General features: G+C 49.6%; 2 protein-coding genes. Both read left to right on the top strand.

The features are described from left to right. Nucleotides 1-991 precede the first annotated feature (991 nt). A complete protein-coding gene (locus tag E1297_RS02800) occupies nucleotides 992-1,795 on the top strand; it encodes a hypothetical protein (RefSeq protein WP_155133635.1) in 804 nt (267 codons plus the stop codon). Next, on the top strand, nucleotides 1,750-2,253 hold the full coding sequence (locus E1297_RS02795; protein ID WP_155133632.1) for a helix-turn-helix transcriptional regulator: 504 nt from the start codon (nucleotides 1,750-1,752) through the stop codon (nucleotides 2,251-2,253). The genes E1297_RS02800 and E1297_RS02795 overlap by 46 nt, the downstream gene beginning before the upstream one ends. The last annotated feature ends 288 nt before the right edge of the window (nucleotides 2,254-2,541 follow it).

Here is a 2,541-nt window from a genome sequence, read left to right as displayed (position 1 = left end):
CCGTCCTTCAGGGCGGGGAAGACGTTAAGAGCCATCGACGAGCACAGTGCAAGACCTTCTTCCAGGGTTCTAAAAATATCCCCGCCGTCAGGCGGAAAGCGAAGCCGAGCGTCTCGTCGAAGGCGACATCGCCCGCTTTGCCTTGGGGAGTTGAGCAGCTCGCGCAGAGGCAGCAGTACGACCAATCCCTCTCGGGGGATTGGTCGTAGCCATTGAAGCAGGAAGCCTCGTTCCTCAGCGCGGGGAGCAGTGACGAATGGACCCAAACCAGCAAAATCGATTTGGATCCGATTTTCGAATATTCATCAGATCAAGAAAAGGAAGGAAGGAAGGAAGGAAGGAAGGAAGGAAACGGATCATTTGTTAGCTAAGGCTGTTATCGCAGACTGCCCGCGGCGCAACGAGAGACCCGTTTCCAAAGAGACTGTATTCCATATAATACTTTTAATAAACCCATTTATTTATTCTCGCTGTTGATTTTCACAGAGTATATTTCATGTTGGGATGATGCGTTCGACGTCTACTTTTCTTCGAGCGCCAAACCATTCGACGTTTTAATCTACGCAATTGGCGTTCGGCTTTGACTTTGTCACTTTCGCTGTCTCCCGGTACATCGATAGCCATTGCAGCTTGCACCAATTTTGCGAATTCTCTTTCACTAACGTACCTTGTTGCCATCTCTGTAATATATACTCGTCAGAATAATGAAATTACGTGATCCTTAAAATTAATATCGAAATATGTATTAAAACTCAACAATCGTAGTATGGAATTTTCCATTGGGGCCAGGACAAGAAATGCGCTCCAAACTTCCATCGCGTTTCACTAGGAGGGCATACTACTAAAAGCAGATTGAATTATATTCCATAACAAAACTTCTGCGCATGCCTCAAGGTTTGACGGGTGGTGCATGATCCAATGCATGCCGGCCGTTTTCCGTGCACCAAATACCCATCAAAGTTTGAACTTGAACACAATGGTGCCATGTCTCATGATTCCGGTCATGACAGTGAGTGCCCTCAAAACCAGAGACCTCTCGGCTCGTCTCACGGACATCGTTTGCCTGAACGATGAAACGGGTCTCCCTCGATATTGGGCCACCGTCTGGGCGTCGCATTTCGGAGCGGATCTGCAATCCGGAACATTGAGAAAGCATCTGTCCGCGATCGATGCCCTTTACCGATCTGCCGAACGCCAAATTGGCGATGACTGCCTCGACCGTCTTTTGTTCGAATTGGACGTCCCGCTGATTGAAGGTGTCGCTTCCGGGTTCTTCAACGAAGAACGCAATCGTTCCATTCAATACGGCATCGACACGTCACAGCGTTGGAACAGCGCTAATCGGTTCTTGTTCGACGTCATGCAGCTCGGCATCGGTGTTGAAAAAGATAACGCCTGGGTCGTGTCAGCTCACGCATCACTGGTCCGCCTCGGCTTACAGCTGAAGAACCTTTCGCCGTCCCCTAGGAAGAAAAGTACACATGCCCTTCGGGCGTTGCCGTCGGTCGTAATCGAAGAACTTTACGACATCGCGAACCCGGAAAGCCCGCGCAATCCCCAGCGGCGAACGGATTTCACGAACGATCCGGAAGTCAATGCAAAGAGGAAAAAGGCAGTAACCAGAATTGAGACGACCGATAGTCCATCGGTATCACAGCCAAGGAAAAAATGTAGCGCAAAAAATACGATGTTTGACAAAATGCGCGATATTACGCATGATGATTGCAGTCGCGCATCAAAGGAGTCGACATGCACATCACCGCTGCCCAATGCCGCGCCGCCCGTAGTCTGCTGAATTGGACCCAGGATCAGCTTGCAGCAAATGCTGTGGTATCCCGCGCCACCGTTGCAGATTTTGAATCCAGTACACGACAGCCAATGAAAAACAATCTCCGCTCCATTGGAGACTGCATGTTTGCTGCTGGTGTCGAATTTATCCCCGAAGAGAATGAAAAAGGCGTTGGTGTCCGCTTTCGCGAACGGAAACTTGAATATGTCAGCAACGCCCGGATTGATCGCTTCAACGGCATTGCGACAATGCGGATGCATTACTCGGGCGTAGATTTTCAATGTGTAATCGAACTTAACGCTGTAGACGATCACTATCGCGCGAACTTCGAGACTGACGACGAGTTTTCAAAGGCAATCAGCGACATTTTGCACATCATCGTAGCGACGGCTGAGCGCTATGCGCCAACACACATTTCGAACGGTAAGCTGCGCATTACCTACGACATGCTGGATGGCACGTGATACTGAATTTGCTTGCGCTTTTCAGCGCAATTTGTCATCCTCGTCTCATTCATAAGTAATCGAAAAACGCTCCCGTCGATCGCCAAATCAAGAAGGGGCGTTTTTCATTTCTGATTTCAAGATGCTGACTTGAATCCGCGCAAAGCGCAATAAATTAACTTCAGTTTAGACTTTAGAGCCGCCTGTGCGGCGGCGAACGACAACTCAAACACTTGGCGCACGTTCCGTTGCTTCAGAGCCGCCTATCCGGCGGAGAACCTGATCCAGAAGCGCGGCAAACCCCTTCCT

Source organism: Roseibium sp. RKSG952 (assembly GCF_009711355.1).
Note: the sequence above shows the minus strand (reverse complement) of the source record. Positions and strands in the feature narration are given on the sequence as shown.